The organism is Azospirillum endophyticum (assembly GCF_016595245.1).
GTDB lineage: Bacteria > Pseudomonadota > Alphaproteobacteria > Azospirillales > Azospirillaceae > Azospirillum > Azospirillum endophyticum.
The window spans coordinates 124036-149827 of record NZ_JAENHM010000035.1 but is presented as its reverse complement, the minus strand read 5'-3'; the positions used below and the strand labels follow the sequence as shown (position 1 = coordinate 149827).

At 67.7% G+C, this 25792-nt stretch carries 20 protein-coding genes and 1 riboswitch; of the genes, 12 read left to right on the top strand and 8 right to left on the bottom strand.

Annotation, left to right across the window (positions count from 1 at the left end):
- Positions 1-358 precede the first annotated feature (358 nt).
- Together JHL17_RS12540 and JHL17_RS12535 are read right to left on the bottom strand one after the other, a co-directional pair.
- Positions 359-1822: a flippase gene (locus JHL17_RS12540; RefSeq protein ID WP_200193525.1), complete on the bottom strand. Its 1464-nt coding sequence runs from the start codon at positions 1820-1822 to the stop codon at positions 359-361.
- Positions 1823-1905: 83 nt separating this feature from the next.
- Positions 1906-4062 carry a GumC family protein gene (locus JHL17_RS12535; RefSeq protein WP_345773793.1) on the bottom strand — a complete coding sequence of 719 codons (2157 nt, stop codon included), beginning with the start codon at positions 4060-4062 and terminating at the stop codon, positions 1906-1908.
- 796 nt (positions 4063-4858) lie between these two features.
- Here JHL17_RS12535 and JHL17_RS12530 point away from each other — a divergent pair.
- Positions 4859-5086 carry a hypothetical protein gene (locus tag JHL17_RS12530; protein ID WP_200193521.1) on the top strand — a complete coding sequence of 76 codons (228 nt, stop codon included), beginning with the start codon at positions 4859-4861 and terminating at the stop codon, positions 5084-5086.
- 130 nt (positions 5087-5216) lie between these two features.
- Here the strand turns inward: JHL17_RS12530 and JHL17_RS12525 are convergent, their stop codons facing one another.
- Together JHL17_RS12525 and JHL17_RS12520 are read right to left on the bottom strand one after the other, a co-directional pair.
- Positions 5217-5813 (bottom strand): ActR/PrrA/RegA family redox response regulator transcription factor, encoded by a 597-nt coding sequence (locus tag JHL17_RS12525; protein WP_425599604.1) that lies wholly within the window; start codon positions 5811-5813, stop codon positions 5217-5219.
- A gap of 9 nt (positions 5814-5822) precedes the next feature.
- Positions 5823-7211: an ActS/PrrB/RegB family redox-sensitive histidine kinase gene (locus JHL17_RS12520; protein WP_200193519.1), complete on the bottom strand. Its 1389-nt coding sequence runs from the start codon at positions 7209-7211 to the stop codon at positions 5823-5825.
- A 78-nt stretch (positions 7212-7289) separates the two neighbouring features.
- Between JHL17_RS12520 and JHL17_RS12515 the strand changes: the two genes are divergently transcribed.
- From JHL17_RS12515 to tenA, 3 genes are read left to right on the top strand one after another with little or no spacing between them, the layout of a single operon-like run.
- The gene (locus tag JHL17_RS12515; protein ID WP_200193517.1) at positions 7290-8114 is read left to right on the top strand and encodes an ABC transporter ATP-binding protein; all 825 of its coding nucleotides are present in this window, start codon (positions 7290-7292) and stop codon (positions 8112-8114) included.
- Complete coding sequence (locus JHL17_RS12510) at positions 8101-8940, top strand: ABC transporter permease (RefSeq protein ID WP_200193515.1); 840 nt, start codon at positions 8101-8103, stop codon at positions 8938-8940. The genes JHL17_RS12515 and JHL17_RS12510 overlap by 14 nt, the downstream gene beginning before the upstream one ends.
- A gap of 49 nt (positions 8941-8989) precedes the next feature.
- Positions 8990-9682 carry a thiaminase II gene (tenA, locus tag JHL17_RS12505; protein ID WP_200193513.1) on the top strand — a complete coding sequence of 231 codons (693 nt, stop codon included), beginning with the start codon at positions 8990-8992 and terminating at the stop codon, positions 9680-9682.
- Between the two features lie 5 nt (positions 9683-9687).
- On the opposite strand, the gene JHL17_RS12500 is transcribed toward tenA, so the two are convergent.
- Positions 9688-10917, bottom strand: coding sequence for a citrate synthase family protein (locus JHL17_RS12500; protein WP_247893492.1), 1230 nt, complete (start codon positions 10915-10917; stop codon positions 9688-9690).
- A gap of 93 nt (positions 10918-11010) precedes the next feature.
- On the opposite strand from JHL17_RS12500, the gene JHL17_RS12495 reads away from it, so the two are divergent.
- On the top strand, positions 11011-12414 hold the full coding sequence (locus JHL17_RS12495; protein ID WP_200193511.1) for a CoA transferase: 1404 nt from the start codon (positions 11011-11013) through the stop codon (positions 12412-12414).
- 26 nt (positions 12415-12440) lie between these two features.
- Here JHL17_RS12495 and JHL17_RS12490 read toward each other — a convergent pair whose 3' ends face one another.
- From JHL17_RS12490 to JHL17_RS12480, 3 genes are all read right to left on the bottom strand, one after another.
- Positions 12441-13019: a manganese efflux pump MntP gene (locus tag JHL17_RS12490; protein ID WP_200193509.1), complete on the bottom strand. Its 579-nt coding sequence runs from the start codon at positions 13017-13019 to the stop codon at positions 12441-12443.
- Between the two features lie 82 nt (positions 13020-13101).
- A riboswitch (yybP-ykoY riboswitch) is annotated at positions 13102-13226 on the bottom strand.
- A 26-nt stretch (positions 13227-13252) separates the two neighbouring features.
- Complete coding sequence (gene guaD / locus JHL17_RS12485; RefSeq protein ID WP_200193507.1) at positions 13253-14587, bottom strand: guanine deaminase; 1335 nt, start codon at positions 14585-14587, stop codon at positions 13253-13255.
- Positions 14588-15128: 541 nt separating this feature from the next.
- A complete protein-coding gene (locus JHL17_RS12480) occupies positions 15129-16316 on the bottom strand; it encodes a urate hydroxylase PuuD (RefSeq protein ID WP_200193505.1) in 1188 nt (395 codons plus the stop codon).
- A gap of 286 nt (positions 16317-16602) precedes the next feature.
- Here JHL17_RS12480 and JHL17_RS12475 point away from each other — a divergent pair, with 286 nt between their 5' ends.
- The 7 genes from JHL17_RS12475 (at position 16603) to JHL17_RS12445 (ending at position 25698) form a co-directional block, all read left to right on the top strand.
- Positions 16603-17199: a LysE family translocator gene (locus JHL17_RS12475; protein WP_200193503.1), complete on the top strand. Its 597-nt coding sequence runs from the start codon at positions 16603-16605 to the stop codon at positions 17197-17199.
- Between the two features lie 146 nt (positions 17200-17345).
- Positions 17346-18839, top strand: a complete 1494-nt coding sequence (locus JHL17_RS12470; protein ID WP_247893491.1) for a sensor histidine kinase — start codon at positions 17346-17348, stop codon at positions 18837-18839.
- Positions 18829-19278, top strand: a complete 450-nt coding sequence (locus JHL17_RS12465; protein ID WP_200193499.1) for a response regulator — start codon at positions 18829-18831, stop codon at positions 19276-19278. Before JHL17_RS12470 ends, JHL17_RS12465 begins: the two co-directional genes overlap by 11 nt.
- Positions 19275-20315: a sensor histidine kinase gene (locus JHL17_RS12460; RefSeq protein ID WP_200193498.1), complete on the top strand. Its 1041-nt coding sequence runs from the start codon at positions 19275-19277 to the stop codon at positions 20313-20315. Before JHL17_RS12465 ends, JHL17_RS12460 begins: the two co-directional genes overlap by 4 nt.
- A gap of 282 nt (positions 20316-20597) precedes the next feature.
- Positions 20598-21362, top strand: coding sequence for a TetR/AcrR family transcriptional regulator (locus JHL17_RS12455; protein ID WP_200193496.1), 765 nt, complete (start codon positions 20598-20600; stop codon positions 21360-21362).
- A gap of 6 nt (positions 21363-21368) precedes the next feature.
- The gene (locus tag JHL17_RS12450; RefSeq protein ID WP_345773792.1) at positions 21369-22613 is read left to right on the top strand and encodes an efflux RND transporter periplasmic adaptor subunit; all 1245 of its coding nucleotides are present in this window, start codon (positions 21369-21371) and stop codon (positions 22611-22613) included.
- A gap of 10 nt (positions 22614-22623) precedes the next feature.
- Positions 22624-25698, top strand: coding sequence for a multidrug efflux RND transporter permease subunit (locus JHL17_RS12445; RefSeq protein WP_200193494.1), 3075 nt, complete (start codon positions 22624-22626; stop codon positions 25696-25698).
- Positions 25699-25792: the final 94 nt, after the last annotated feature.

The window sequence follows — 25792 nt, the reverse complement described above, 5'->3', positions numbered from 1 at the left end:
AGTTTGGAGACGCCCCGGGTGCCTCGAGCTGCTGCCAAGCACGAAAACGGGGAAACCTCGAATTTCGAAATTGTTTTCTTGTTGTGACTTCGCCGTGACGATGAAGTACCTCGTTACCGGCGTTGTGCAGCGCGAAGTGTTTCAGAAATCACCGTCGGATGAAAAGACTATGATTGCCGTTCACCGACGTATTAAGAGTATTAACCCCCACCGTCGCTGAATGAATGCTTGGAGGCACCAACAGAGACGTTCGAAAGTGGTGCAATAGGTGCATTCCGCTCCTGCTGCCGGTATCGATCAACCCGGCGCTGCGGAATTTGGGGTTGCAACTGCTCGTCCGGCCACGACCCGCCCCCCTTCAGGCCGTGGCGCTGGTCAGCCGGCGCAACCGCTTCAGATGGACCAATCCCGTCAACACGGCCACAGCGGCATAGACCACCACCATGACGATGCTGCCGGCGACGAAATGCACCAGCGCCGGCATCCGGTCGAACATCGGCGCCGCGAAGCGGTCGAGCGCGAGCGCCGCGGCGACGGCGGCACCGCCACACAGCAGGGCCCGCCCGGCGATCCCGGCATAGAGCTCTCCGACCGCCTGTCGATGGATCCAGGCGATGGCGACGGTTGCGGCCAGCTCCGCGGTGAAGGTCGCCATCGCCGCCCCCTCGATGCCGTAGCGGGGAATCCACCAGATGTTCAGCAGGGCGTTCAGCGCGCCCCCCGACAGCATGGCCACCATGTAGCCGGTCTGCCGGTGCCAGACGAGCAGCGGGTTGCCCAGGATCATGTTGGCGTAGACCACCGCCGAGGCCAGCATCAGCAGCCGCAGCGCCAGCGTCGCCGGCGCGTAGGCATCGCCGAACAGCGTTCCCAGGATGGACGGCGCCAGGGCGAAGCCGCCGGCGATGACCAGCCCGCCGACCGCCAGCATGACGGAGGCGTAGGCCCGCATCCGGTCGCGCATCGGCCCGATCTCGCCATAGGCGGCCGCCAATTGCGGCAGGAAGGCGTTCATCACGATGTTGCCGACCAGGTTCGCCAGGGTCTGGATCTTCACCGCCGCGCTGTACCAGCCAACCTCGGTGTGCGGGGCCAGGAAGCCCAGCATCACCACGTCCAGATGGGTGAAGATCGCCCAGGCGAAGACGCCGACCGCCATCGGCGTCGCCGCCGTCAGGATCTCGCGCCAGACCTTCAGGTCGACCCTGGGGCGCAGATGGCCGAAGTCGCGGCGGAAACGGCCGATCATCACCAGGGCGTTGACGGTGATCGATCCACCGGTGATGGCGGCGGCGGTGATGGCATCCTCAGGGCCGCGCACCAGCAGGAAGACGAGCAGCATCGACCCGATGGAGGTGCCGATCTCGCGCGTGGCGATCACCCCCATCTTCTCGGTCGCCTGGTAAACAAAGTCGAGCACCAAGGCGTTCCCAAGCAACTGGACCGCCTGCACCAGAAGAACCGCCTTCACCTCCATCGGTTTGTCCAGCGACAGGACGAAGGCCGCATAGAGGGCGCCGACCACCAGGGCCAGGACGGTGCGCAGGGTCAGCACATGCTCCGACAGCTCGGCCGCCTGTTCGCGATGGTCATGCTGCTCACGGGCCCGGGCGATTTCACGGATGGCATAGGTGGACAGGCCCATGTTCACGAACAGCGCCGCATAGGCCATCAGCGAGGTGCCGAAACCCAGCACGCCGAAACTGTCCGGTCCCAGGACCCGGGCCGTCCAGGCGGCGGTGACCAGCCCGCTGGCCATCGTCGCCGTCTTGGCGGCGGCGAGGGCACGGATGTTCCGGAAGATGCGGTGTCCAGCGGACATTCATGGGCTCTTCGGTGGTTGAGAACGTCGTCAAGCGCGGCTCAAAACGTCCTCTCCCGCCTTTGGGGCGGGAGAGGGAGGCCTCAATTCGCGTAGTAGCGGCGGTAGCCGTGGTAGCGGCCGCTGTCCGGGAACTCGTACTGGGCATGGCGGCGGGTATCGACCTGGCTGAACAGGACGCCCACCACCTCGCCGCCGGCCTCGATCACCTCCTTCAGCCCGGCCATGGCGGTGCCGCGCTTGGTCATGCCCCAGCGGACGATGAAGACGGTCTGGTCGGCGAGAGCCGCCAGCAGCTTGCCTTCCGACACCGCCAGCACCGGCGGCGAATCCAGCACGATGCGGTCGTAGTTGACGGACAGCCGCGACAGCAACTGGTGCATGCCCGAGGATCCCAGGCTGTCCTGCGGCAGCGAGCCGCCATGGCCGGCGACGATGACGTGCAGGCCGGTGCGCGGATCGACCTGGATCACGTCCTCCAGCGCCGCGGTGCCGGCCAGCACCTCCGACAGGCCGCGATTGTTGGGCATGCCCAGCATCTCGTGCAGGCTCTTCCGCCGCAGGTCGCAGTCGACCAGGATCGTCCGCTGGCCGGCGTTGGCGCAGGTGCGGGCGAAGGCGGCGGCGACGGAGCTCTTGCCCTCGCCGGGAACCGAGGAGCTGAACAGGATCACGCGGTGCCGCCCGTCCGGATTGGCGAGCAGGAGCGAGGTGCGCAGGTTCTGCATCGATTCCGCGAAGGCGGAGACCGGCTTGTCGACCACATAGCTGGCCGGCGACCCGCCGAAACGCGGAATGCGCGGCACGATGCCCAGGCTGCGCACGCCGGTCGCCGTCTCGAACTGGTGCGGGCTGCGGAAGCCGCCGTCGGACCGTTCGCGCAGCATGGCGAGCAGCACGCCGAGCGTGCCCGACGCCACCAGCGCCATCAGCAGGATCAGCTTGCGGTTCGGCTGCGACGGATCGAGCGGAATCGACGCTTCCGACACCACGCGGGCATCGGGCTGGCGCATGTCGGTCTGCGCCGCGATCTGCTGCGACCGGGTCAGCAGCGCCTCGTACATCGACTGGGCGGTGCTGGCGTCGCGTTCCAGGGTGCGCAGGCCGACGGTCGCCTGCTGCTGTTCATTCTGCTTGGACTCGGCCTGGTCCAGGCTGGCCTTCAGCGACTGCTCGCGGCCCTTGGCCAGCTCCACCTCGTTGCTGAGGTTGGAGACGATCTTGCCGACATCGGTCTTGATCTGGCCTTGCAGGTCGCGCAGCTGGCTTTGCAGGGCCTGCAGCATCGGGTGCTTGGCACCGTAGCGGTTGGTCGCGTCGGCGATCTGCCGCTGCAGGTCGACCTCGCGCTCGCGCAGGGCCTGGATCAGCGGAGATCCCAGCACGTCGCCGACCGCCGAGGCGCCGCGCGGCGAATTCGCCATGGCGGTGACGTCGCGCAGCTTGGTCTCCGCTTCCTGCCGCTTGGTGCGGGCCAGGATGTAATCGGCGTTCAGCTGGCTCAGCTGCTGTCCGACCACCGTGCTTTCATTGTTGGACGAGGTGGTCAGGCCATGCTGGGTCCGGTACTTCTCCACCGCGTCGCCGGTGGTCTGCGCTTCCTTGCGCAGGTCGGTCAGCCGTTCCTCCAGCCACTGGGTGGCACGCTTGGACGCCTTGAACTTCTCGTCCAGCTGGTCGACCAGGTAGAGGTCGGCCATGGTGTTGGCGATCAGCGAGGACTTGCGCGGATCTTCGCTGTCAAAGCTGACGGCGATGACGTAGGAGCGCCCCTGCGGCCGGACCGAGGTGTTGTCGAGCACGGCGTTGACCACCGAGGTCAGGTGGTTGCGCTCGACCTCCTCCGGCGAAAGCGGCACGCTGCTGGACTGCTTCCAGCTGTCGGGGATCCAGTTGCGCGGATTCAGCGCCGACACCCAGCCCGGGGGCGGTGGACGCAGCGAGGCGTTGAATTCCGGATCGTTCATCAGCTTGAGCTTCGCCACCACCTTTTCGGCGAAGGCCGGCGATTTCAGGATCGCGACCTCGCTCTGCAGCGCGCTGATGTCGGGAGTCATGTCGGACACCACGCCTTCGAAATTGAGGACGGTGTTCTTGCGGTGCTCGACCATGATGAGGGTTTCGGCGGTGTAGAGCGGTGTCATGCGGAAGGCGACCAGGGTCGCCAACCCGGTGCCGACCACGATCACCGTACCGATCAGCAGCTTGTGCCGCCGCAGCAGTCCGGTGGTCCGACGCACGGCGCTGGCGGCACTGGCCGACAGATCATAGGAGATCCCGGGGGAGACGGAACTTGGGCCCCGCCGAGACTCAGGGGTATTGCGACGGGGTTGTTCCTGAAGTTCCTGGGTGGCCAAAGGGTCCTCCTCGCGTAACGACCAGAAGCGCGGCCATAGGACCATCCGTTGGCCCGATCCTCCCTTCCGGGCAGCGTCTGCTGTCCAGCGGGCAGGCTCGGCGGTTCGTCCGATTGGCTGAAACGCAGTGTTAGTCCAGCCGTTGCATCGGCCATCCAGTGCATGAGGCGAGCAATGGGCGCGCAGTGGGTAGCCTTCCTGACCCTGTTGCAGTGCGGTATGAGCCGGGGCGACAGGACGGGTGATAATGGAGGTTACCCGAAAGGACAGGCGGCATGACGTTCGAACGGACCGGCCGGGCCGCGGAAATTCCTGCGCCTTCCCTCATGGTCCCGGCTACTGGAACGAAGAAGCCGGTACCGGATTCGATTGCCCATCCCGGCAACGCCGGTCGGCGGACACGCGTTCCTGGCGGAATCAGTCCAGCTCCGTGGCGATGAGCATTGTCACAGCGCCAAAGCGGGATCGAATGCCGGCTGAACCATGTTCGCCTACGGATCGCGGCCGGGGGCCGACGCTGTTCCACACCGCCGGGCCAACGGCTCAAGCTTCCCCGACAGTAGATGGAAACAATCTATGACCTATAGCCTAACCAAAAATGCTGGTATGACCATTTTTGGCTATAAAGTGTATGAAAAATAGGATAGTGTTACTCATTCTTTGGATGGAGGAACGCGCTATGCCGCAGCGTCAGGACACTGCCACCGTCAGCGTGATCCGCCAAATCCGCGGCCATAGCCGTGAATGCCAAAGTCTGTCTGCCCGCGAAGTGCTGCTGCGGATCGAACGCCGGGTGCTCGAGCTCCTCGAGGACGCTCCCGCCTCGCCGATGCACGAGCCATGGTCCGACCAGGAGGGCCGATCCCAAGGCAGCTCCGGCAGGGACGGGGTGAACGCCGGGCTGTAGAGCGGATGGCCTCCTCCCGGACGGGACAGGTGCCCTGAACTTCCGCGACATGCCCGTGGGAACCGAACATGCGAAAGGCCCACCCCATTCCGGGCGGGCCTTTCGCGTTTCAATGTGACGTCGCTTGCGCTCAAGCGCGAGGAGCGTGCTTGTTCAGGATGCGCTGCAGGGTGCGGCGGTGCATCTTCAGGCGGCGCGCGGTTTCCGACACGTTGCGGTCGCACTGTTCGAAGACCCGCTGGATATGCTCCCAGCGGACGCGGTCGGCCGACATCGGGTTTTCCGGCGGCTGGGGCAGCGGCCGGCCGTCGGCCAGCAACGCCGCTTCCACCGCATCGGCGTCGGCCGGCTTGGGCAGGTAATCGACAGCGCCGGCCTTCACCGCCGCGACGGCGGTGGCGATGTTGCCGTAGCCGGTCAGCATGACGACGCGGGCGTCGGGACGGGCGTCGCGCAGGGAGGACACCACGTCCAGCCCGTTGCCGTCGCCCAGCCGCAGGTCGACCACCGCGAAGGCGGGCGCCGATTCCTGCGCCACCTCGATGCCGAGCTGCACGCTGTCGACCGCGACGACATTGAAGCCGCGCTTCTCCATGGCGCGGGCCAGCCGCGTGCGGAAGGGGGCGTCGTCGTCGACGATCAGGAGGCTGCGGGTGACGTCGCCAGTGAAGGTCAGTTTGACGGCATCGTCCGACAGCAGGTCATCGGTTGTTTTGAGGATATCCACCGTAAAACCTCATTTCTTGGCGTTGATGGTCTTCCAGCGCACGGAAATCCGGGCGCCGGTGCCGCCCTGCGGAGCGTGTCCGCCGGCGGTCTGTTCAGGGAGCGGAATGGTTTCCGGCACGATGTTGGCGTAGCGCACGGTCGCCCCGGTCTTCTCCAGCAGCGTCTGCGCGATGAAGATGCCCAGCCCCATGTGGCCGCCGCCCGTCGATCCCTTCGGACCGGAGCGCTCGCCGCGCACGGACAGGTACGGTTCGCCGATGCGTCCCAGCAGATGGGGCGGGAAGCCCGGGCCGTCGTCCATCACCGTGATGGTGACGCCGCGGCCGTCCCAGGCGGCTGCGACCGTCACCTTGTGGCGGGCGAACTGGTGGGCGTTCTGGATGAAGTTGCCGATGCCGTGGATGATCTCCGGGCTGCGGCGCAGGAAGGGCTCCTCCGCCTCGCCGACCGGGTGCGGCTCCACGACGAAGTCGATGTGGCCGAGCCGATGGGGGGCGGCGGCGGCTTCGATCAGCGTGGTCAGCGGCAGCCGCTCGAACGGGTCGCCGCCGTCGGCTTCCGGCTTGCGTGCCAGATCGGCCAGGATCTCGCGGCAGCGCATCACCTGGCTCTGCAGAAGCTCGACGTCCTCGCCGTAGGGGCTGTCGGGCGGCAGGTCGTGCGCCAGTTCCTTCGCCACCACGGCGATGGTGCCGAGCGGCGAGCCCAGCTCATGCGCGGCGGCGGCGGCGAGAGCGCCCAGCGCACCCAGCCGCTGTTCGCGGGCGAGCGCCACTTGCGAGGCGGCGAGCGCGTCGGCGAAGCGGCGGGCCTCGGCGGCGACGCGGAAGACGTAACCGGCGATGAAGATCGACGACACCGTCAGCGACAGCCAGATGCCGAAGGCATAGAGCGGCGCCATGGCCCTCACCGGCTCCTCCCACGGCAGCGGGAAGTGCCAGAGGGCGAGCGCCGTCAGGCAGATCAGGTTCAGCCCGGTCAGCAGCACCGTGCTGTAGCGCGACAGGATGGCCGCACCCACGGTCATCGGCGCCAGCAGCAGGATGGCGAAGGGGTTGCTCAAGCCGCCGGTCAGGTAGAGCAACAGCGTCAGCTGCAACATGTCGTAGCTGAGATACAGCGCCGCGTCGCGGTCGGCCAGCCGCAGCCGGCCGCCGCGCTGGGCCATCGCCACCACGTTCAGCAGGGCCGAAGCGCTGATGGCGGCCAGGACCGGCCCCAGCGGCAGCGGGAAGCCCAGCCCGAGATTGACGAAGGCGACCGCGGCCAACTGTCCCAGCACCGCGACCCAGCGGATCAGGATCAGCGTGCGCAGCGTGATGCGGCCGTCGGGCTGCGCCCAGTGCGGCGGGGAGACCGGAATCGGTGCGGTCAGCGCGCTGGCGATCGTCACCATGATTGGATTCCCCGGGCGTCATGCCCCTGGCGGTTGCGGCCGATCCCGCCATATTCTGTGCCCATGACCGAGCAGACCATGACGTCCCGTCCTTCCGCCGCCGCCTTGTCGGCCGCCGCCCAATCGCCCGCCATCCGCGCCGATGGGTTGACCAAGCGCTTCCCGACCCCGGACGGCCGGGGCGTGACGGCGGTCGACGCCATCTCCGTCACCGTGCCGCGCGGCAGCGTCACCGGCCTTCTCGGCGGCAACGGCGCGGGCAAGACGACGACCATCTCGATGCTGCTGGGGCTTCTGCTGCCGACGGCCGGGACGGTGGAGATCCTGGGCGTCGACATGGCGCGCCATCGGCATGCCGTGCTTCCGCGCATGAACTTCTCCTCTCCCTACGTCGAACTGCCCCATCGGCTGACGGTGCGGGAGAACCTTACCGTCTATGCCCACCTCTACGGTTTGACATGCGTCAAAAAGCGCGTCCAAGACTTGGCCGAGCATCTTGACCTGTCGCGTTTTCTCGACCGCCCGTCCGGTGGGCTGTCGGCGGGGCAGAAAACCCGGGTGGCGCTGGCGAAGGCGCTGCTGAACGATCCGGAGCTTCTGCTGCTGGACGAGCCGACGGCGTCGCTCGACCCCGACACCGCCGACTGGATCCGGACCTATCTTGAGCGGTACCGCCTTCGCACCGGCGCCACCATCCTGCTCGCCTCCCACAACATGCTGGAGGTGGAACGGCTGTGCGACGGCGTGCTGATGATGCGGCAGGGGCGGATCGTCGACCGCGGCGCCCCGTCCGCCCTGCTCGCCCGCTATGGCCGCCAGACCCTGGAGGAGGTGTTCCTGGACATCGCCCGCGCACCCGACGACAGGATCCTGGCCGGGGAGGCTGCCGATGCAGCCGAATGAAGGCGCCGTTCCGCGGGCGGATTTCTCGTTGCGCCGGGTCGGCGCCATGGTGCTGCGCTACTGGTACCTGCTGCGCGGATCCTGGCCGCGCATCCTGGAACTGGCCTACTGGCCGACCATGCAGATGATCCTGTGGGGCTACATCAACCAGTTCATGGCATCGAGCAGCGGCGGCGGCAGCGGCTGGGTGGCGCAGGGCGCCGGCGTGCTGGTCAGCGCCGTGCTGCTGTGGGACGTGCTGTTCCGCGGTCAGCTCGGCGTGTCGATCTCCTTCCTGGAGGAGATGTGGTCGCGCAACCTGGGCCATCTGTTCGTCAGCCCGCTCCGCCCCGGCGAATGGGTGACGGCGCTGATGACCATGAGCCTGCTGCGCACCCTGATCGGCGTGCTGCCGGCGGCGGGGCTGGCGATCCCCTTCTTCGGCTATTCGGTCTTCGCGCTGGGGCTGCCGCTCGCCGCCTTCTTCGCCAACCTGATCGTGCTGGGCTGGTCGCTGGGTCTGCTGATCGTGGCGCTGATCCTGCGCTACGGCATGGGGGCGGAGGGGCTGGCCTGGATCGTCGTCTTCATGCTGGCCCCGGTCAGCGCCGTCTATTATCCGGTGTCGGTCCTGCCCGCCTGGCTCCAGCCGGTGGCGCTGGCCCTGCCGTCGGCCCATGTGTTCGAGGGGATGCGGGCGCTGGTGTTCGACGGCACCCTGCGCTGGGACCATCTGGCCTGGGCGGTCGGGCTGAACATGGTCTACATGGCGGGCGGCATCGCCGTGTTCCTCTACGCCTTCCATCAGGCACGGGTGCGCGGGGCGTTGCTGCAATCCGGCGAATAGCGGATAGAGTGTCCGCCCAATTCCGTCAGCGACACCGGAGACCGCCGCCATGACCCCGCCCGCCCGCGCCCCCGGCCCCGACCTGTTCGACCGGCTCATCACCGGGGCACGGCCGGACTGGTCGGCCTATGTCGACCACGCCTTCGTGCGCGGGATGGGCGACGGGACACTGCCGCAGGACTGCTTCCGGCATTATCTGGTGCAGGACTATCTGTTCCTGATCCATTTCGCCCGCGCCTATGCACTCGCCATCTACAAGGGCCGCGACCTGCGCGAGATGCGGGCATCGCTGGGCGGGCTGAAGGCGATCCTGGACGTCGAGATGGACCTGCATGTCGGCCTGTGCGCCGGCTGGGGCCTGCCGGCCGCCGAGCTGGAACAGGCGGCGGAGGCCAAGGCGACGATGGCCTACACCCGTTATGTGCTGGAAACGGGCTTGCGCGGCGACCTGCTGGACCTGCATGTCGCGCTCAGCCCCTGCGTCATCGGCTATGCCGAGATCGGCCGCCGGCTGGCCGCATCGCCCGGTGCACTCGACGAGGCCAATCCCTACCGCGCCTGGATCGCGGAATATGCGGGTGAGCCCTATCAGGAGGTGGCGCGTTCGGCACGGGACAATTTGGACCGGCTGGCAGCAGACGGAATGACGGAAGCCCGCTTTCCCCGGCTGCTGACGATCTTCCGGCAGGCCTGCCGGCTGGAGGCGGATTTCTGGGAAATGGGGATGACGCTGGCCGCGTAGGCCGCTCACCCCGCCCCTGGCCCGCTCTCGCCGCCGGCCTCATCCGGCTGCACCCCCGTGTAGATCGCGCGGGGACGGATCAGATGCTCGGTTCCCCGCTGTTCCATCGCCTGGGCGATCCAGCCGACCGTGCGGCCGAGGGCGAACAGCATGAAGGCCGCCCCCTCCGGCAATCCCAGATGCCGCCGCAGGGCCACCAGGGCGATGTCGATCGTCGGCGCCTGTCCGGTCAGTCCTTCTGCGGCGCTCAGCAGATCGGCCGCCACCGGAAACTCCGGCAGCACCCGGGCCAGCAGCGCCTTCGCACGGACGTCGCCGTCGGGATAGAGCGGGTGTCCGAAACCTGGAATCCTCTCGCCCGCGGCCAGCCGCCGTTCGAGTTGCGTGGCCATGGTTTCCTCTGGCGCCAGTCCCGCCCAGAAATGCTCGTTTCGCATGGTGGTCGCTCCATGCCGGGTGCCGGACAAGGCACAGAGCCCGCCAACGACCGCCGCCCGCAGGCTGGCGCCGGTCGAGGCGATGCAGCGTGCCGTGAAGCTGGAGGCGTTCAGCTCATGGTCGGCACACAGCACCAGCGCCATGCGGACGAGATCGGCCCCCGCCTCGTCCAGCCTCCATGCGGTCGCCAACTGCCGGTGCAGCGGCGCCGCGCTCGGCCGGGTGCGCAGTGCCGCGGCGAAGAGCAGGCGCAGCAAGCCACCGCAACTCTCGAAGAACCGACCATCGACCGGCCGCCAGGATGCCGTCGCCTCGTCGGCAGCCGCCGCCAGCAGCAGGATGGGCAACGCCTCGGTCGGCGGGGCCTCCGCGCAATGCGGCAACAGCGCCTCATAGCCGGGCAGACAGGCCGGCGGCCCCGGCGGGAAGGCGGTTTCCACCGCGCAGCCCCATAACAGGGCCGCCGTCTCCTCCAGCGTCGCCGTGGCGGCCAGACGGACGGCGTCCTGTCCACGGTAATAGAGCCGCCCACGCCGGATCAGCGTGATCGCCGATTCCAGGACCGGCACCCCCCAATCCAACGTCGACTTGGCGACCTCCTTCGGCCGCCGTCCGCGTTTACGCTCCGCCCTCAACCGTTCGACCTCATCGGACAGATAGCGGCTTTGCCGTGGATCCGCCGCGGCGTGGGCCTGCAGCAGGCCGCGGCTGACATAGGCATAAAGGGTCTGGCGGGACACTCCCAGCCGCTTCGCCGCCTCCTCGGCCGACAGGTAGACCGCCATGGCGTCCTTCATATTGATTGAAACAATCAAGATTGACGATATGACCAGCCGGCGATGAAGTGAAGGCGGAGCGACGCAGACTTCGCTCTTCCGATGGAGAAAATCATGGCGCTGATGAACGGGGACTCCGGTTCCCCGCAACGCACGGCCCTTGCCGCGATCTGGCGGGCCGCCGGCGGCGACGACCGCCTTCTCGACTCGGTCGAGCTTCGTGGCGAAGGGAACCTTCCCTCCGTCTTCGCGGTCAGTGCGCTGGCCACCGCCGCAATGGCTGCGGCCGGTCTGGCCGTCGCCGAATTCAAGGAAGCCGCCTTCGGCCACAGCCCGTCCGTGACGGTCGACCACCATCTGGCCTCCCTGTGGTTCGGAACCTCCGTGAAGCCGCTGGGCTGGAACCTGCCGCCCGCCTGGGACCCGATCGCCGGCGACTACGAGGCGAGGGATGGCTGGATCCGCCTTCACACCAACGCCGTGCACCATCGCGACGCCGCCCTTCGCTGCCTCGGCGCATCGCCCGACCGCGATGCGGTGGCCGCCGCCGTCCGCCGCCGGGACGCCGACGCGCTGGAAAGCGCCGTCGTCGGCGAAGGCGGGTGCGCAGCGGCGATGCGCGATCTCGTATCCTGGCGAAGCCACCCGCAGGGGCAGGCGGTCGCCCGGGAGCCGCTGTTGTGGTGCGAGGCGCAGGAGCCGTCTGGCGCCGTTCGCCCCCCTGCCCGTCCCCCTGCCCGGCCGGAGCGTCCCTTGGCCGGCGTGAAGGTGCTGGACCTGACCCGCGTCCTTGCCGGACCGACCGCCACGCGGTTCCTCGCCGGCTTCGGAGCCGAAGTGCTGCGCATCGACCCGCCCTGGTGGGACGAACCCGCCCTTCTCCCTGAAATGACGCTCGGCAAGCGCCGCGCCCGCCTCGACCTGCGCGATCCCGACCAGCGGACACGCTTCACGGAGTTGCTGGCCCAGGCCGACCTGCTGGTGCACGGCTATCGCGCCGATGCACTCGAAGGTTTGGGGCTCGACCTCGGGACCCGGCAACGCCTCCGTCCCGGCCTGATCGACGTGTCGCTGAACGCTTATGGCTGGACCGGCCCCTGGCGGAACCGGCGGGGCTTCGACAGTCTGGTGCAGATGAGCGGCGGCATCGCAGCAGAAGGGATGCGCCGTTATGGCAGCGACCGGCCCAGCCCCCTGCCCGTCCAGGCGCTCGACCATGCCGCCGGCTATCTTCTGGCCACCGCCGCGGTGCGCGGCCTGACCCGCCGGCTCGCGGACGGGCGGGGATCGAGCTGGCGCACGTCGCTGGCCCGGGTCGGGGCGTTGCTGGCCAAATTGCCGTCCTTGGAGAACGGCTCCTCCATGCCGGCCGCCGACGCCCGCGACTTTGTCGGCGGTCCGGAGGATACGGCCTGGGGACCGGCCCTGCGCCTGAAGCCCGCCGCAACCGTCGAAGGATCGCCGATCCGCTGGGACCGACCGGCCGGACTGCTCGGCACGGACGAAGCGCGCTGGTGAGCGGTTGCCGCCGACAGGTGGCCGACTTACCCCAGCGTATGTTCCAGCAGGATCTTCGCCCCCAGCCCGATCAGCACCACGCCGCCGGCCATCTCGGCCCAGCGTCCCAGATGCGCACCGGCCGCACGCCCGATCAGCACGCCGCCGAACGCCACCGCGAAGGTCACCACGCCGATCAGCACCGATGTCGTCACCATGTCGACATCGACCAGCGCCAGACCGGCGCCCACGGCGGCGGCGTCGATGCTGGTGGCGACGGCGGTGGTCAGCAGGGCCAGCCATTCGGCACGCGGGCTGCGCGCCGGGCCGCAATCCTCCTCGGCGTCCTCTTCGCCGTCCAGGATGGCGTTGCGCAGCATCGCACCGCCGACAGCCAGCAACAGGCCGAAGGCGATCCAGTGATCGACCGACTCGACGAGGCTGGCGAAGGCGATGCCGACGCCCCAGCCGACCAGCGGCATGGCGAACTGGCAAACGCCGAAGGCGGCGCCGACGCGCATCGCCTCGGGCAGGCCGGCACGGCGCGAACAGGCGCCGCGACCGAGCGCGGCGGCAAAGCTATCCATGGAAAGGCTGAAGGCGAGCACGAGGGACGTGGCGATCATGGCTATTCCCGGGCCAGACAACACAGTGGAACCGGACGCACTCCGGCTGGCCGCGGAGATGTCCGATCCACTGGTCTCGCCGGGTCGACCCTCTGGCCGCCGTGCGCGCCATGGTGGTAACGGCCGGAGGCCGGAACCATCCAAGTCTGTTGACGCGAACCCCGCCGGACCGATGCCGGAGGGTGGCTACTCCCCAATGACGGCGGAACTCCTACAGGGACCAAGGTCTTGGGTCAAGCGTCCGATTGCCGCAGGTGCGAGATGCGGCCGCGCAGATAGGTCGCGGCGACCGAGCGGTCATCGCCCAGCGTCACCTGGATGAACAGCTCTTCCTCCAAATCGCCGTCGACCGTCTTCATGCGATGTCGCATAGCGGGCGTCGCCGCCGGGTCGAGGACGACGAGATCGGCCCAGCGGCCGGGCTCCAGGCTGCCGATCTCGCCGCCCATGCCCAGCGCCTCGGCATTGCCGCGGGTCATCCAGTGCAATGCTGCGAGCGCCGGCAGATTCCGGCGCCGAAGCTGCAGCACCTTGTAGGCCTCCGCCGCCGTGCGCAGCATGGAATAGCTGGTGCCACCGCCGACATCGGTGGCGATGGCGGTACGCACCGGCCGCTCCGGCTTCGACAGGGCATCGAGGTCGAACAGGCCGCTGCCGATGAACAGGTTGCTGGTCGGACAGAACACGGCGACCGACCCGCTCTCCGACAGCCGGGCCATCTCGGCTTCCGACAGATGGATGCAGTGGCCGAACAGCGAGGTCGGCCCCAGCAACCCGAAGCGGTCGTAGACGTCGGTATAGTCGCGGGCACGGGGGAACAGGCGGCGCACCTCGGCGATCTCGTCGGTGTTCTCCGACAGATGCGTCTGCATGTGGACGCCGGGATGCTCGCGCAGCAGGGCGCCGGCCGCTTCGAGCTGCGCCTCGGTCGAGGTGATGGCAAAGCGCGGGGTGACGGCATAGCGCTGCCGGCCCCGCCCGTGCCAGCGGCCGATGAGACCCTTGCTCTCGCGGTAGCTGCTCTCCGCCGTGTCGGTCAGGGCCGGCGGGGCATGGCGGTCCATCATCACCTTGCCGGCGATCAGCCCGGCGCCGCGCGCCTCGGCCTCCGCGAACAGGGCGTCGACCGACTGCGGATGGACGGACCCATAGACCACCGCCGTGGTCGTGCCGTTGCGCAGCAGCTCGTCCATGAAGAAGCCGGCATTGGCGGCGGCATGGGCCGGATCGGCGAAGCGCTGCTCCTCGATGAAGGTGTATTTCTCCAGCCAGTCGAGCAGCCGGGCACCATAGGAGGCGATGACCTGGGTCTGCGGGAAATGGATGTGGGTGTCGATGAAGCCCGGCAGGACCAGCTTGCCGCTGTGGTCGTCGACCGCCACCCCCTCCGGAACCCGACCGCGCAGATCGGTCCACGCCCCGACCTCCAGGATGCGCCCGTCGGCCCCGACCAGCAGCAGCCCGTCGTCATGATAGGTCAGGCAGTCGAGGTCCCCCGGCCCGGCGGGCGCGCGATGGAAGCTGAGCAGGCGGCCACGGATGGCGGCAGCAATGGACTGGTCGGGCATTGGGGTCCAACTGGCAAATGGTAGATACAGGGTAACGAAGTCAGGTTAACGGTATGCGACGTAAGGCCCTCTCTCCCCCGGGGAGAGGGAGGGGACCCACGCCGAAGGCGTGGGGAGGGTGAGGGGGCCGGCGCGCTTCGCGCGCCGCCAAGGGGCATACTGCCCCTTGGCAATCCCCTGGCACGGGCGTCCCGCCCGCGCTGCCCCCTCATCCAACCCTCTCCCCAGGGGGGCTACGGGATGCACAGATCTCGCGCTTGCGGCAGGAAAAGCATCTTAACGTTGCGCGTAGCCCCTCTCCCCTCGCGGGAGAGGGGGTGGGGTGAGGGGGCGCAAGTTTGATTTCCACCGACCTCCGGCCGGCCGCCCCCTCATCCCAACCCTTCTCCCGCGAGGGGAGAGGGGCTATTCGCTAGAGAAAGTTGCATCTCGTTCGCAGAAGCGCGATCTGTGCATCCCATAGCCCCAGGGGGAGAGGGCTTATAGGCGCCCTTCTTAACCCGGCTTCGGAGCCCTGATGGTAGATAGAGAGGCGAGAGAGTTATTTCGTGTCACCCGACCACGCCGCCAATACCGCGCGTTCCTGCGGGGTGATTCCGGTGATGTTGGCCGGGGGCATGGCGCTGCTGAAGCCGGCTTGCAAGCGGATCTGCTCGGCATGGCGGCGGATGCCGTCGCCCTCCAGCACGACGCCGCGCGGCGCGGTGGCGATGCCCTCCCACACCGGCTGGGCGGCGTGGCACATGCTGCACCGGGTGGAGACGATCTCCTCCACCTGATTGAAGCCGACCTTGACCGGCGCTCCGGCCGCCGTGTCGCCGGTCGCCGGCCCCAAGGTGCTGAGCCAGACGCAGCCGAGCATGCCGGCGGCGGCGATGCCCCAGGTCCACCAGGGCGTCGGCTTGCCGGCATGGCGGCTGTTGAAGAAATGGCGGATCGCCGTGCCGACCACCAGCACCAGCGCCACCATCACCCAGTTGTAACGGGTGGAGCTGACCAGCGGATAATGGTTGGACAGCATCAGGAAGACGACCGGCAGGGTCAGGTAGTTGTTGTGCAGCGACCGCTGCTTGGCCTTCTTCCCCAGCGACGGGTCCGGCGTCTCGCCGCGCAGCATGGCGGCCACCGTCCTGCGCTGGTTGGGAATGATCAGCATGAAGACGTTGCAGGCCATCATCGTCGCCATCAGGGCACCGACCTGCAGCATGGCGCCGCGCCCGCTGAAGATCCTCGTCATCGCCCAGGCCGTCGCCACCAGCATGACGAAGCCGGCAACCGCGAGCGCTCCGTCGTTGCGGCCCAGCGGCGATTTGCACATCAGGTCATAGGCGACCCAGCCCGCCACCAGCGCGCCGGCACTGATCGCCACCGCCTGCCAGGGATTGAGCGCCAATACGTCCTGGTCGATCAGGAACAGGTCGGCGCCGCGGTAATACAGCACGCACATCAGGAAGAAGCCGCTGAGCCAAGTGGCGTAGGATTCCCACTTGAACCACGTCAACTCCTCCGGCAGCTGCGGCGGGGCGACCATGTATTTGGTCATGTGGTAGAAGCCGCCGCCATGGATCTGCCAGGCGTCGCCCGCCGTCCCGGCCGGCGCACCGGCGCGGCGGCGCAGCGAGGCGTCGAGATGGATGAAGTAGAAGGACGATCCGATCCAGGCGATGGCGGTGATGACGTGCAGCCACCGCGCCAGGGCGTTGATCCATTCCCACAGGATGGGCTCCATCGCGCGCACGCTCCTTCCGGTCAGGTCGAGACGTCGACTGTACGGCGAGTGTGCGGGTGCGGAAAACCACTCGTCCATCCCAACAGCTTCAAAAAATGACGAAAGATGGAAGCCGCCCGCGAGGCGTCTTCAGGAGGGACGCAACCGCGGCACCCTTGATCGGAGTGATGCCGACAGTTTCGTCTTCCATTAGGTTGCGTAATGCATGAGATTATGATTATTCCATTTCCTAATTCCCCAGACGGTTTTAACCGGAACTCCGCTCATCGGGTCGGGGGTAGGAAGGATGCAAACGTTAGACGGTCTCGCACTTTTCGTGTTGGCGGCGACGATGTCTCCAGGCGGGGCCACGGCGCTTGCCACCGCATCGGGCATGAACTTCGGCTATCGGCGATCGCTTCCGCTGATCCTTGGAATATCCCTGGGCCTCGCCGTCATGGCCGCCGCCGCAGCGGCCGGGATCGAGGGGATATTCGTTGCCGTACCGGTGATACAAACGGCGGTGAAGATCGCAGGAACGCTTTATCTTTTGTGGCTGGCGCTCCAGCTGTCCCGAACGGGTGCCCCCAAGACGACCGGATCGGCCGCCAGCCCGGCGAGCATCGCCGGCGGCGCCTGGCTGGTCCTCTACAATCCGAAGGGTTGGGCGATGACCACCGGAGCCGCCGCATCATTTTCGTCGATCGCCGACGGGCCGGTCGCAACCGCCGTTCTCCTTGGATTCGTGTTCGGATGCTTCGCTTCGTTCTCGTTGTCGGTCTGGTGCCTGGGCGGCCAGCTGCTCCGGCGCGTCCTGACCCGGGATTGGGAATGGAGGGCTCTCAACATCGCGCTGGCGCTTCTGCTGGTTGCCTCGATCCTGCCGATCTGGACCCAGTCATGACTGCCGATCCCTTTCGCCGGAAGGCGGGTATCAGCAACAACATAGGTCGATCGCACTACCCCGATCGGCAGCGGATTGCCAATCGCGCGGTGAGTTGGTAGAGGACCCCACCCCTTCCTCGCACCGGTCGGCCATCCGCGATGCACATGTCCGGCAGCACCGTCACCCGCCGCGCCCTTCTGATGCTGCTCGCCGCCGCCTTGGCGTTGCTGGCGATCATCGTCATGTCGGGGTGGCTGGCCGACAGCACACGGCAATATTCCGGGTCCCTCAGCCGGATGACCGCCCTGCGGGTGGCCGCCGGGACCCTCCTCAGCCAGTTGCAGGACGCCGAGATCGGGCAGCGCGGTTATCTGCTCACCGAGGATCGCCGGTACCTCAAGCCTTACGAGGCCGCCGACGCCGCGGTGGAAAGCACGATCGCCCGTCTGCGCGAGCTTGCCGACGGGAACGCCGACGAGCTGCGCATCGTCGACCGCCTCGCCGTCCTTGCCGCCGGCAAACGGGAGGAACTGGCGGAGACCATCGCCCTGATGAAGGCCGGACGCCGGGACGAGTCCCTGGCCATCGTGCGCACCGGCCGCGGCATGAGTCTGATGGACGATGCCCGGCGTTCGCTCGCCGACCTGATCACCCCCGCCGACGCCCAGCTCGACACCCAGCTCGGCGCCCTGACCCGTCAGGCCAGGATATCGGGCTGGGTGGCGAACCTGGGCGGCCTGTTCATCCTGCTGGTCGTCGGCGGCGCCGTATGGATCGCGCTCAGCTACACGCGCGCCCTCATGCAGGCGCAGCGCGCGATCCAGTCCCTGAACGACTCGCTGGAACAGCGCGTGTCCGACCGCACCATGGAATTGCAGCGGGCCAATGACGAAATCCAGCGTTTCGCCTACATCGTCAGCCACGACCTGCGCGCGCCGCTGGTGAACGTGATGGGCTTCACTAGCGAGCTGGAGGCGGGGCTGGCGAGCGTGACCGCCGACCTCGACCGTCGGCCGGCGGAGGGCGACGACCCCATGGCGGCTGAGGCGCGGCGGGCGGTGGCCGAGGACATGCCGGAGGCCATCGGCTTCATCCGCACCTCGACGACGAAGATGGACCGCCTGATCAACGCCATCCTCGCCCTGTCGCGCCAGGGCAGCCGTACGCTCAGCCCCGAACCGGTGTCGATGCAGGCTCTCCTGGAAAACGCGGTCGGCAGCTTCCGCCACCGGGCCGGCGAACTGCGCTGCGCCATCGACATCGCCGGCCCCCTGCCGTCCCTGGTCTCCGACCGGCTCGCCCTGGAACAGGTGTTCGGAAATCTGCTCGACAACGCGATCAAGTATCTCGACCCGGCCCGGCCCGGCCGGATCGCCATCCGGGGACGCGCCGAGGAGGATCGCCTGACCTTCGAGGTCGCGGACAACGGCCGCGGCATCGCGCCGCAGGACCATGAACGCATCTTCGAACTGTTCCGCCGATCCGGCGTGCAGGACCGTCCCGGGGAAGGGATCGGGCTGGCCTATGTCCGGACGCTGGTTCGGCGCCTGCAGGGCGACGTCACCGTCGATTCGGTTCCTGGACAGGGCAGCGTCTTTCGCATAAGCCTTCCCAGGATCCTCACCCTGGCCTCGGAGAAGCCTGCTCATGATGCGTGACCCCCAGACGGTGTGCATCGTCATGATCGAGGACGACGAGGGCCACGCCCGGCTGATCGAGAAGAACATCCGGCGCGCCGGCGTGACCAACGAGATCGTGCCCTTCACCGACGGCACCAGCGCGCTCGCCTATCTGTTCGGAGCGGATGGGTCCGGTCAGGCCAGCATGGGCCGCGCGCTTCTGATCCTGCTGGACCTGAACCTGCCGGACATGACGGGCGTCGACATCCTGTCCAGGCTCAAGGCCAACCCCCATACCAAGCGTTTTCCCGTCGTGGTGCTGACCACCACGGACGACCGGCAGGAAATCCAGCGCTGCTACGACATCGGGGCCAACGTCTACATCACCAAGCCGGTGAATTACGAAAGCTTCGCCACCGCGATCCGGCAGCTGGGGCTGTTCTTCTCCGTCATCCAGGTCCCAGAGGCGGAGGCATGACCGACCCGGCCATACGCATCCTCTACATCGACGACGACGTTGCCCTGGCGCGGCTGGTGCAACGGCGGCTCGAACGGCGCGGTTACGCGGTGGAGTGGGCGAAGGATGGCCAGGAAGGCTTGAAGCGGCTGGAGCGGGGCGGCATCGCGGTGGTCGGTCTGGACCACGAGATGCCGGGCGCGACCGGGCTGGACATCCTGCCCGCCCTGCTGTCCAGGGAGAACGCTCCGCCGGTCGTCTATGTCACCGGCGCCGGTGACACGCGGGTGGCGGTCGCCGCGCTGAAGGCCGGCGCGGACGATTACGTTCCCAAGGAAACCGGCGAGGGATTCTTCGACCTGCTGGCGGCGGCGATCGGGCAGGCGCTCGAGAAGGCCCAACTGCGCCGGGAACGGGAACGGGCGGAGCAGGAGGTGCGCGCCGCGCGGGACCGGGCGGAACTGCTGCTGAAGGAGGTCAACCACCGGGTCGCCAACAGCCTGGCCCTGGTGGCTGCCTTCGTGCGGATGCAGCGGTCAGGCCTGTCCGATTCCATGGCCCGCGCCGCCCTGGAGGAGACCCAGGCGCGCATCACCGCGATCGCCGGCATCCACCGGAGCCTCTACACCTCCGACGACGTGCGTTCCGTCCGCTTCGATGCGTATCTGGAAACGCTTCTCGCCGAAATGCACACCGCGATGGCCTCCCGGCGCCCGGACAGCTTCGTCGTCGTCGCCGATGCGGTTTCGGTGCCGACCGACAAGGCGGTGTCCCTGGCGGTGATCGTGACAGAGCTGGTCACGAATGCCTGTAAATATGCTTATCCCGAAGGCCGGTTCGGCAGCATCCGTGTCCGGGCGAAGGCCGCCGAGGGACAACTGTCGGTGAGCGTCGAGGATGACGGCGTCGGTTTTTCCGGCGACGATTCTCCGCAGGGAACCGGTCTCGGCACCCGCATCGTCCAGGCGATGGCGACCAGCCTGGGTGCGCTGCTGCATCACGACCGGCAGCATGCCGGCACCCGGGTGACGCTGACGATGCCGTTGCAGCCGCTGTGACCATGTCCCGCTCCGGCGGGACGGCGGCATCGCCGGGATAAGCCCATCGCGGCGGAGGACAGCCGAGTCCACCGCCACGCCGATCACCGCCTTTCGAACGATCCCCGCACTTGGATGCGTCGCCACCGGCTGCCCTCCCGGCCGCTCTTGTCAGTGGCCGGGCAGGAGAGTGCGGACCGCTGCGCCAAACCCCATGGACAGGATGTCGCACCCAAGCTATACCTCCGCCAACGAGGTGAGTAAGCACTTACTTATCATAAGCGATTGTTTCGGCACCCCCCGATGGCCCCACGCCTCGACAGCAGCGCCCGCAAGCGGGCGATCCTCGACGCCGCCTTGCCGCTGTTCGCGCGCAAGGGCTTCGCCGCGACCACCACCAAGGAGATCGCGCAGGCCGCAGGGGTGTCGGAGGCGCTGATCTTCAAGCATTTCCCGTCCAAGGCCTCGCTGTACGAGTCGATCTTCCTCTGCTGCATCGACGGCGACCCGGAATATGAGAGGCTGGTGGCCCTGTCACCGGGCACCGACACGCTGGTGCAGATGATCCAGGGGATGGTGAACTACTTCGTGATCGAGCTGCCGGCCGATCCGAACGAACGCGCCCGCCACCGCCTGTCGATCATCAGCCTGCTGGAAGACGGCGAGTTCATGCGGCAGGTCTTCGAGGGCATCCGCAGCCGCTTCCTGCCCTGCTTCACCGCCTCCATCCAGGCCGCCGTCGCCTGCGGCGATCTGGTGCCGGGGCCGGTCGACGCCGAGAGCGGATTCTGGCTCGCCGAGCATCTCTGCGAGATGATGGCGACCGTCTGCCTGTCCGGCGGGGCGATCGTCCCCTATCCTTGCGGCCGTCCCGAGCTTGCCCGCCAGACCATCTGGTTCATCCTGCGCGGGCTCGGGCTCAGCGACGCGGCCATCGCCGCGCAGGAACGGGGCGGACGCTTTCCGTCCGTGCCTTCCCGATCACCGCCTGCCACATCCCTGCCTGCCAAATTCCCGCCTGAGGGCGGACCCGAGAACGACCACCCCACACCCGAGAGACCGGAGTAGCCGATCGTGACCCTGGACCATTCGCCAAAGACCGAGACGTCGTTCGGCCACCCGGCGTCCGAGCCGGGCCACGGGGCTGCTCCCCCTGCCCCGCCGCGGCCGCCGCGCAAGCCGGTCACCCGCGGCCGGCTGACCCTGCGCATCGTCATCACGCTGGTGGTGCTGGGGCTGCTGGGCGCCGGGCTCTACGGCTTCAACAGCTTCCGCTCCAAGGCGATCGCCGACTTCTTCGCCAACAACAAGCCGCCGCCCACCCCGGTGGCGCTGGCGGAGGCGACGGTGCAGACCGTGCCGAAATACCTGACGGCCATCGGCACGCTGCAGGCGGCGCGCCAGGTGACGGTGGCCCCCGAGGTCGCCGGCCGCATCGACCGCATCCCCTTCGAATCGGGTGCCCGCGTCAAGGCCGGCGACCCGCTGGTGCAGTTGAACGACGCCACCGAGCAGGCCGACCTGCTGGCCCAGCGCGCCCAGGCGCGTCTGGCCGAACTGAACCTGGAGCGCTACCGCGACCTGCGCCGCAGCCAGGCGACGCCCCAGAGCAACGTCGACCAGTATCAGGCGCAGCTCGACGAGACCAACGCGAACATGAAGCGCACCAGCGCGCTGATCGGCCAGAAGCTGATCAAGGCGCCGTTCGACGGCGAGCTGGGTATCCGCCAGGTCAATGTCGGCGACTACGTCAATCCGGGCGCCACCATCGTCACGCTGACCGACCTGTCGCAGCTCTACATCAACTTCACCCTGCCGGAGCAGTCCTTCACCAAGCTGTCGGTCGGCCAGGGAGTGCTGATCAACGTCGACGCGCTGCCGGGCCGCGATTTCGAGGCGAAGATCACCACCATCGAACCGCAGGTCAGCGCCGACACCCGCGCCGTCAAGGTGCAGGCCACCATGGACAACCGCGAACGCCAGCTGCGGCCGGGCATGTTCGCCAACGTCCGCGTCGTCCTGCCGCCGCAGCCCAACACGCTGACCGTGCCGGAAACCGCGGTCGACTACACCGTCTACGGCGATTCGGTCTTCGTCGCCCAATCGCAGAAGACCCCCGACGGCAAGGAGCAGCTGGTGGTGGAGCGCAAGCCGGTGAAGATCGGCGACCGCCTCGCCAACAAGGTGGAGATCCGCAGCGGCCTCAACCCCGGCGACCGCGTCGTGGTGTCGGGCCAGCTGAAGCTCGCCAACGGCGCCGCCGTCGTCCCGGCGGAGACGAACCCGCTGACCCCGCCGCAGACCCTGCCGCAGAACTGAGGCCGACGCCATGGGCAGTTTCACCGACATCTTCATCCGCCGGCCCATCCTGTCCGTCGTGGTCAGCCTGCTGATCCTGCTGATTGGGGCCCGCGCGCTGCTGGAGCTGCCGATCCGGCAGTATCCGCAGCTGCAGAACACGGTCATCACCGTGACCACCAGCTATCCCGGCGCCTCGCCGGAGCTGATGCAGGGCTTCATCGCCACGCCGATCGAGCAGGCGGTGTCCTCGGCCGAAGGGCTGGACTATCTGACCTCCTCCTCCACCCAGGGGCAGAGTGTCGTCACCGCCTATGTCCGGCTGAACTTCGACCCCAACGTCGCGATGACCGACGTGATGGCGAAGGTGCAGCAGGTCAAATACCAGCTGCCGCGCGAAGCGAACGACCCGGTCATCCTGAAGTCGACCGGCGAGACGACCTCGATCCTCTATATGGGCTTCTCCAGCCCCGAATTGTCGGGGGCGGCGATCTCCGACTACCTGACACGCGTGGTGCAGCCGGTACTGTCCACGGTGGAGGGCGTCGCCCGCGCCCAGATCCTGGGCGGCCAGACCTTCGCCATGCGGCTGTGGCTCGACCCGGTCAAGATGGCGGCGCGCAACATCTCGCCGGCCGACGTCTCGGCGGCGATCACCGCCAACAACTACCAGTCGGCCCCCGGACAGACCAAGGGCGTCTTCGTCATCGCCAACGTCACCGCCAACACCGGCCTGACCGACGTCGAGCAGTTCCGCGAGATGGTGGTGAAGGCCAAGGACGGGGCGCTGGTGCGCATGCGCGACATCGCCACGGTCGAGCTCAGTTCCAAGAGCTTCGACGCCAGCGTGGCGATGAACGGGCAGCAGGCGATCTTCATCGGCGTCGACGCCACCCCGACCGGCAACCCGTTGAACATCGTCGCCGACATCCGCAAGATGGAGCCCGACCTGCGGCGCAACCTGCCGCCCAACATGAACATGGAGATCGTCTACGACAGCACCCGCTTCATCCAGGCGTCCATCGACGAGGTGGTGAAGACGCTGCTGGAGGCGGTCGCCATCGTCATCGTCGTCATCTTCCTGTTCCTCGGCAGCCTGCGCTCGGTTCTGATCCCGGTGGTCACCATCCCGCTGTCGATCGTCGGTGCAGCCACCTTCATGCTGGCGCTGGGATTCTCGCTGAACCTGCTGACGCTGCTGGCGATGGTGCTCGCCATCGGGCTCGTGGTCGACGACGCCATCGTGGTGGTGGAGAACATCCACCGGCATATCGAGCACGGCAAGTCGAAGGTCGCCGCGTCGCTGATCGGCGCCCGCGAGATCATCGGGCCGGTCATCTCCATGACCATCACGCTGGCGGCGGTCTATGCCCCGATCGGCCTGCTCGGCGGCCTGACCGGCGCGCTGTTCCGCGAATTCGCCTTCACGCTGGCCGCGTCGGTGATCGTGTCGGGTGTGGTGGCGCTGACGCTGTCGCCGATGATGTGCTCCGTCATCCTGAAGGAGGGGGAGCCGGGCCGCTTCGCCGCCTTCCTCGACCGTCAGTTCGAACGGCTGGCGGGCTGGTACGAGCGGCGGCTGCACGGCATGCTCGACTATCGCGCCGCGACCCTGCTGTTCGCGGTCGGCATCCTGCTGTCGGTCGGCTACCTGTTCGCCAACACCATGTCGGAACTGGCGCCGGAGGAGGACCAGGGCATCCTGTTCGGCATCTCCAAGGGGCCGCAATACGCCAACCTCGACTACATCGACAGCTTCGGCAAGCAGATCGACGAGACCTTCGCCTCCTTCCCCGAGACCGACACCCGCTTCATCCTGACCGGCCTGCCGACCCTCAACCAGGGCTTCGCCGGCATGATCCTGAAGCCGTGGGCGGAGCGCAAGCGGTCGGCCAAGGAACTGCAGCCGCTGGCCCAGGCCGAGCTGGGCAAGGTGACGGGCATCAACGTGTTCCTGGTGTCGCCGCCGGCCCTGCCCGGCTCCACCGGCGGCCTGCCGGTGCAGATGGTGATCTCCAGCCCCGGCGATTACCGCACCATCTTCGACGCCATCGAGCGGATCAAGGACGCCGCCACCAAGAGCGGCATGTTCATCGTCACCGACAGCGACCTGCAATATGACAGCCCGGTGGTGCGGCTGAAGATCGACCGCGCCAAGGCGGCCGACCTCGGCCTGACCATGCAGTCGGTGTCGAGCACGCTGGCGGTGCTGGTCGGCGGCAATTACGTCAACCGCTTCAACCTGAACGGCCGCTCCTACGAGGTCATTCCGCAGGTGCCGCGGGCCGAGCGGCTGACGCCGGAATCGCTGACCAACTACTACGTCACCTCAGGATCCGGCGCCCAGATCCCGCTGTCCACCGTGGTGTCGGTGGAAACCGACGTCGAGCCGAACGCGCTCAACAAGTACAACCAGCTCCCCTCGGCCACCTTCTCCGCCGTGCCGATGCCCGGCGTGTCGATGGGCCAGGTCGTCGAGTTCCTGGAGGAGCAGGCCCGCACCCAGCTGCCGGCCGGCTTCAACCACGCCTACCTGTCGGAATCGCGGCAGTTCGTGACCGAGGGCAGCCAGCTGATGGTCACCTTCGCCTTCGCGCTGATCGTGATCTACCTGGTGCTGGCCGCGCAGTTCGAATCGCTGCGCGACCCGCTGGTGATCCTGGTGTCGGTGCCGATGTCGATCTGCGGCGCGCTGCTGCCGCTGTTCTTCGGCGTTGCCACCATGAACATCTACACCCAGGTCGGCCTGGTGACCTTGATCGGCCTGATCTCCAAGCACGGCATCCTGCTGGTGGAGTTCGCCCGCGAGATGCAGCTCAACGAGGGCGTCGACCGCCGCACCGCGATCGAGCATGCCGCCCGCGTCCGCCTGCGCCCGATCCTGATGACCACCGCAGCGATGGTGGTCGGCCTGCTGCCGCTGCTGACCGCGGCGGGCGCCGGTGCGGCCAGCCGCTTCTCCATCGGTCTGGTCATCGTGTCCGGCATGCTGATCGGCACGCTGTTCACCCTGTTCGTCCTGCCGGCGGTCTACACCCTGCTGGCCAAGGACCATTACGCCGCCTCGCGTTCCGACCGGGCGGAGCAGCTGCGCGGCATGACCTGAGGCGCCGGGCCGACCACGTACGGTTCAGTCACAGCGTCAACGCAAACAGGCCCTTCCCGACCGGGAAGGGCCTGTTTGCGTTGGCGTGCCATCG